The sequence below is a fragment of the Streptomyces sp. AB3(2024) genome, assembly GCF_041862025.1.
Taxonomy (GTDB): domain Bacteria; phylum Actinomycetota; class Actinomycetes; order Streptomycetales; family Streptomycetaceae; genus Streptomyces.
Genome location: NZ_JBGWAB010000252.1, coordinates 1 through 4,987 on the forward strand (window position 1 = coordinate 1; position 4,987 = coordinate 4,987).

The following is a 4,987-nucleotide window of genomic DNA, read 5'->3' on the forward strand; positions in this document are numbered from 1 at the left end:
AGCCCCCCCCCCCCCCCCCCCCCCCCCCCCCCCCCCCCCCCCCCCCCCCCCCCCCCCCCCCCGCCGCCCCCCCCCCCCCCCCCCCCGCGGCCGGAGCGTCCGGTCGCGGTGATCGGCGGCGGACCGCCGCGTTCGGTGGGGCCTGCGGCCCCGTCGGTCAGTCGCTGATCGCGGGCAGGTCGTGGGTGGCGCAGTGGATGCCGCCGCCGCCGGAGGCGATCGCGTCGATCTTCACGGGGACGATCTCGCGGTCGGGGAAGTGCTCCTTCATGACCTGCCGGGCGTGATCGTCGGCCCGGGCGTCGCCGAACCGGGGCAGGTAGACGCCCTTGGAGCCGATGTAGAAGTTCATGTACGAGGAGACGAAGGCGTCGCCGCGGCCGGTGATCCGGTCGGGGTCGGGCTGGGACAGTTCGATCACCTCGATCTTCTTTCCGCGCGCGTCGGTGGCGCCCTTGAGGACGGACTTGGCCTGGTCGGCCGAGCGCGACCACACGTCGGCCGGGGTGCCCGGGAAGGCCTTGTCCAGCAGTACGACGCCGGGCGCGACGAAGCGCATCAGGCAGTCGACGTGCGCGTCGGTGATGTCCTTGCCCTTCACGCCGGCCAGCCAGATCACCTTGGTCACGCCGAGGGCCTTCTTCAGCTCCTCCTCGACCCGGTCGCGGCTCATGCCCGGATTGCGGTTGGAGTTGACCACGGAGCTTTCGGTGAGCACCAGGGTGCCGAGGCCGTCGGTCTCGAAGGAGCCGCCCTCGGCGACGATCGGCGTCTCGATCCGGTCGATGCCGTACTTGGTCAGCAGCGTCCGGGCGACCTTGGCATCGTTGCCGTGCTCCTGCTTCTTGCCCCAGCCGCTGAAGTTGAAGTCGACGCCCTTTACCTTGCCGCCCTCCTCGACGAAGACCGGCACGGTGTCCCGGGCCCACAGGTCGTCGACCGAGACCGGGATGACTTCCACGTCGCTGCCGCAGGCCTGCTGGGCCGCCTCCTCCTGGTCGGGCCGGGCCAGCAGCACCACGGGCTCGCGCGCCCCGATGGCGGCGGCGAGTCCGGCGATGTCCTTGCGCACGTCGTCCAGCTGGTCGCCCCAGACGTTCTCGGACGCGGGCCAGGCCATGAACGTACGGGTGTGCTTCTCCCACTCGGCGCCGAGCCGGCGGCCGTTCGCCGCGCCGGAGCCCGGAGCCGGGGCACCCTCCTGGTCCGGGTCGTCGAGTTCGGAACAGGCGGTCAGGCCGAGGGCGAGCGCGCCGACGCCCGCGAGGGAGCGCATGACGGAGCGGCGTGACAGGTCGGGAATCGGCACGGGGTCCTCCGGTGGGGGGAAGGGGGAGCGGGGAGCGACCGGGCCTCACACCCGGTCGTCGGGCCGGCGGGGCGCACCGCCGGCGGTGTCCATGCGGACGGGGGGTCAGGGCATCGGTTCGTGCATGGTCGAGCAGTGGATGCCACCGCCGCCGCCCATCAGGCGGTCGACGTCCAGCTGGACGACCTCACGGCCGGGGAAGGCCGCCGCCAGGGCCTGCCGGGCGGCCTCGTCCTTGGCCTGGTCGCCGAACTGGGCGGTGATCACGCCGCCGTTGACGAGGACGAAGTTCAGATAGGAGTCGACGAAGGTCGAACTCTTCGAGCGGACGGTGTCGGGGCCGTCCACCCGGATCACCCGCAGCCGCCGGCCGCGGGCGTCGGTCGCCGCGGAGAGGATCGCGAACTGCTCGCGGGCGTCGCGCGCCCACTCGTCGTTGCGGTCCTGGGGCGGCAGCTGGACCATCACCACGCCGGGGCGGACGAACCGCGAGGTGACGTCGACGTGGTCGTCGGTGATGTCCTTGCCCTTGATACCGGGCAGCCAGATCATCTTGTCCGCGCCGTACGCGTCCAGGAGGGAGTGCTCGATCTCGTCGCGGCTCATGCCCCGGTTGCGGTTCTTGTTGACCAGGCTGCTCTCGGTCGCCATCAGCGTGCCGTCGCCGTCGCACTCCACCGCGCCGCCCTCGCCGACCAGGTCGGCGTAGGTGAGCCGCAGGCCCCGCCGGCGGGCGACGAGGTCGGCGACCCGGGCGTCGTAGGTGTGCACCTGCTTGTTGCCCCACCCGTTGAAGTTGAGGGAGATCGCGTCCACGCCGCCGTTCCCGTCGTGGCGGAAGACCGGGGCGATGTCGCGCATCCACAGGTCGTCGGTGGGGATCGCGGTGATCACCTCGACCTGCGGGCCGCACAGGGGCCGCGCCTCGCGGGCGCTGTAGTCGTCGGGGACGCACATCACCACGGGCTCGAACTCGGCGATCGTGCGCGCGATCATCGCGATGTCCTCCTGTACGCCGGACAGCTGCCGCCCCCACACCGACTTCCGCGACGGCCAGGACATCCAGGTCCTGGCGTGCGGGACGTCGTCGGCCGGCACCCGGGGGCGTACGCCGCCCGGCCGCGGCGCGGGCGAGGCGGAGGCCGACGTGAGCGCCGCGCCGCCGAGGGCGACGCCGGCCGCGCCGAGGCCGACCGCTCCCAGCACGCCCCGACGGGAGGGAAGGAGTCCGAGCAGGTGGTCGGCGAGCGAGCGCTCGCCACGGTGTTCGGTCATGGCATCTCCAGATCGAGTAGACCTTCGCCGGACCGGCGCCGCCGTAGCGGACAGGGGGGATCACCGGTCGGCCAGGGCTCCAGCCCCGACGTCAGCATCGCACTGACTGAAAATTCAGCCAAACCGTGGCCGGTCGCTCGCCCGTGGTGCTCGCCACACGGCCGCCACGCCCCGGCAACAACCGGCGGAGAGAATCGGCCAGGGGCCAGGGGCCAGGGGCCGCACCCCCGCCCTCCGCCATGACACCCTGGAGCGTTCCGTGACCCTGCTGACGACCTGGCCGGAGGACGGCCCGGAGACCGTCGTACGACGTACCGCCGAGCCCGCCGAGATCGCCGCCGCCCTCGCGCCGATCGGAGTCCGCTACGAGCGGTGGCCGGTGCGCGAGGACGTTCCGGCCGACGCCGACGGCGATGCCGTCCTCGCCGGGTACCGGGAGGAGGTCGACCGGCTGAGCGCGGCCGAGGGCTTCGCCACGGTCGACGTGGTCGCCCTGCACCCCGGGGACGACCCCGGCTTCGCCGAGAAGGCGAAGGCCGCCCGGGAGAAGTTCCTTGAGGAACACACGCACGAGGACGACGACGAGGTGCGCTTCTTCGTCGCGGGTTCCGGCATCTTCTACCTGCACGTGGGCGGCGAGGTCCACGCGGTGCTGTGCGAGCGGGGCGACCTCCTCGGCGTGCCGAAGGGCACCACGCACTGGTTCGACATGGGCAGCCGGCCGGCCTTCACCGCGATCCGCTTCTTCCACGAGGAGGACGGGTGGATCGGCACCTTCACCGGCAGCGGGATCTCCCGGCGCTTCCCGGACTTCGACGCGATCGCGGCGGAGATCACCGCGTGAGCCACGTCGTGGAAGCCGTGGTCCTGGACATCGAGGGCACCACGAGCGCCACCGGCTTCGTCGTCGACGTGCTCCGTCCGTACGCGCGCCGGCGGCTCGGCGCACTGCTCGCCGATCGCGGCGACGAGCCGCGGGTGGCCCGCGCCCTCGCCCAGGCGCGGACGGAGCTGGGGGAGCCGGACGCGGGTCCGGCACGGATCGAGCGGGCGCTGAACGCATGGCTCGACGAGGACCGCAAGGTGACACCGCTCAAGACCCTTCAGGGGGTGCTGTGGGCGGAGGGATTCGCGCGCGGCGAGCTCGTTTCCTCGACTACGGCCGGTGCGCCAGCGGCGCCTGTCGCGGCTGAGCGCTCCTTCGCACGACACCCGCCGAAGCGGTCGGCTTCCGCCTGCAGGGCCTCGGCCTCCCGCAGCAGGCCACGGACGCGGCGCCGTACGCCGTCACCCTCGTCGCCCTGTTCCTCGCCACGGCGGGCCGCCGCCGTGCCGCACGTACCTCCGGAGCCCTCGTATGACCCAGGACCTGTCGCCCCTCACCCGCATCCCGCGCACCGGCCTCCCGGCCTGCGCGCTCGTCGTCGGCGACCCGGCGCGGGCCGAAGCCGTCGCAGGACTGCTCGAAGACGCCGAGGAGGTCTCACACCACCGCGAATGCCGCCTCTTCACCGGGAGTTGGCGGGGGCTCCGGGTGACGGTCGCCTCGCACGGGGTCGGCGGACCCGGAGCGATCCTGCTCTTCCGGGAGCTGGCCGAAGCGGGTGTGCGCACCATCGTCAGACTGGGCACGGCGGGATCGATCCGTCCGGGAATAGCCGACGGCGACCTGGTGATCGCGGAGGGAGCGGTACGCGACGACGGGGTGACCGGTCAGCTGCTGCCCCCGGAGTATCCCGCGCTCTGCGCACCCGAGGCGGTTCTGGCGCTCCAGCGGGCGGCCCGCGAGGCGGGCGTACCCCACCACCGGGGCATCGTGTGGACCCGCGCGGCGTTCCAGCCCGGACTGATCCCGGTCACGGCGTACGGCGAGGCCGGTGTCGCCGCGATCGAGATGGAGCTCTCCGCCTTGCTGGTGACGGCCTCGCTGCGCGGACTGACCGCGGGCGGAGTGCTGGTGGCGGACGGGGCGAACGCCGACGACCTCGTGGACGAGGAGGCCACCGGAGGTTACGACCCGCACCGGCAGGTCGTCGCGGACGGTGTCCGGCGGGGCAGCGTCGTGGCCCTGGAGGCGCTGCGGCTGCTGGCCGAGGACGGGCGCTGAGCGCGGGCCCGGCCGAGGGGCACGGGCCCGGCCGATGAGGGGGACGGCATGCCGGGCCGGGCGGTGGTGTGGCCGCGACCACTGCCCGGCCCGGGGTGCGGGCCACCGTCGCGGCGGCGTTCGTCCCCGCCCCGACGGAGTTACTTGGCGCCGAGACCGGCGTCGGAGACCTCGGGCTTGCCGGCGGCCTTGAGGACCTTGTTCAGGAGCGTCAGGTCGTAGATGCCGGCCAGGTCGGGCTGCTCGATGAGCTTGGCCTTGACCGCCCAGTCGGACTCCGTCTTCAGCGTGCTCGC

General features: G+C 73.3%; 4 protein-coding genes and 3 pseudogenes. 4 read left to right on the forward strand and 3 right to left on the reverse strand.

The window, feature by feature from the left end:
* Nucleotides 1-157 precede the first annotated feature (157 nt).
* Together ACEPPI_RS39765 and ACEPPI_RS39770 are read right to left on the reverse strand one after the other, a co-directional pair.
* Nucleotides 158-1,276, reverse strand: coding sequence for an agmatine/peptidylarginine deiminase (locus ACEPPI_RS39765; protein ID WP_373920131.1), 1,119 nt, complete (start codon nucleotides 1,274-1,276; stop codon nucleotides 158-160).
* 138 nt (nucleotides 1,277-1,414) lie between these two features.
* On the reverse strand, nucleotides 1,415-2,584 hold the full coding sequence (locus ACEPPI_RS39770) for an agmatine/peptidylarginine deiminase (RefSeq protein WP_373920128.1): 1,170 nt from the start codon (nucleotides 2,582-2,584) through the stop codon (nucleotides 1,415-1,417).
* Nucleotides 2,585-2,843: 259 nt separating this feature from the next.
* Here ACEPPI_RS39770 and ACEPPI_RS39775 point away from each other — a divergent pair, with 259 nt between their 5' ends.
* The 4 genes and pseudogenes from ACEPPI_RS39775 to ACEPPI_RS39790 all read left to right on the forward strand — a co-directional run bounded on the left by ACEPPI_RS39775 (nucleotide 2,844) and on the right by ACEPPI_RS39790 (nucleotide 4,691).
* Complete coding sequence (locus tag ACEPPI_RS39775) at nucleotides 2,844-3,428, forward strand: acireductone dioxygenase (protein WP_373920129.1); 585 nt, start codon at nucleotides 2,844-2,846, stop codon at nucleotides 3,426-3,428.
* Nucleotides 3,425-3,736 (forward strand): annotated as a pseudogene (locus ACEPPI_RS39780) (acireductone synthase); the annotation flags it as partial. The gene ACEPPI_RS39775 and the pseudogene ACEPPI_RS39780, both read left to right, overlap by 4 nt.
* A 62-nt stretch (nucleotides 3,737-3,798) precedes the next feature.
* Nucleotides 3,799-3,945, forward strand: a pseudogene (locus tag ACEPPI_RS39785) (ABC transporter permease); the annotation flags it as partial.
* A complete protein-coding gene (locus ACEPPI_RS39790) occupies nucleotides 3,942-4,691 on the forward strand; it encodes a nucleoside phosphorylase (RefSeq protein ID WP_373920130.1) in 750 nt (249 codons plus the stop codon). The pseudogene ACEPPI_RS39785 and the gene ACEPPI_RS39790, both read left to right, overlap by 4 nt.
* A gap of 140 nt (nucleotides 4,692-4,831) precedes the next feature.
* Here ACEPPI_RS39790 and ACEPPI_RS39795 read toward each other — a convergent pair.
* A pseudogene (locus ACEPPI_RS39795) lies at nucleotides 4,832-4,987 on the reverse strand (sulfate ABC transporter substrate-binding protein); the annotation flags it as partial.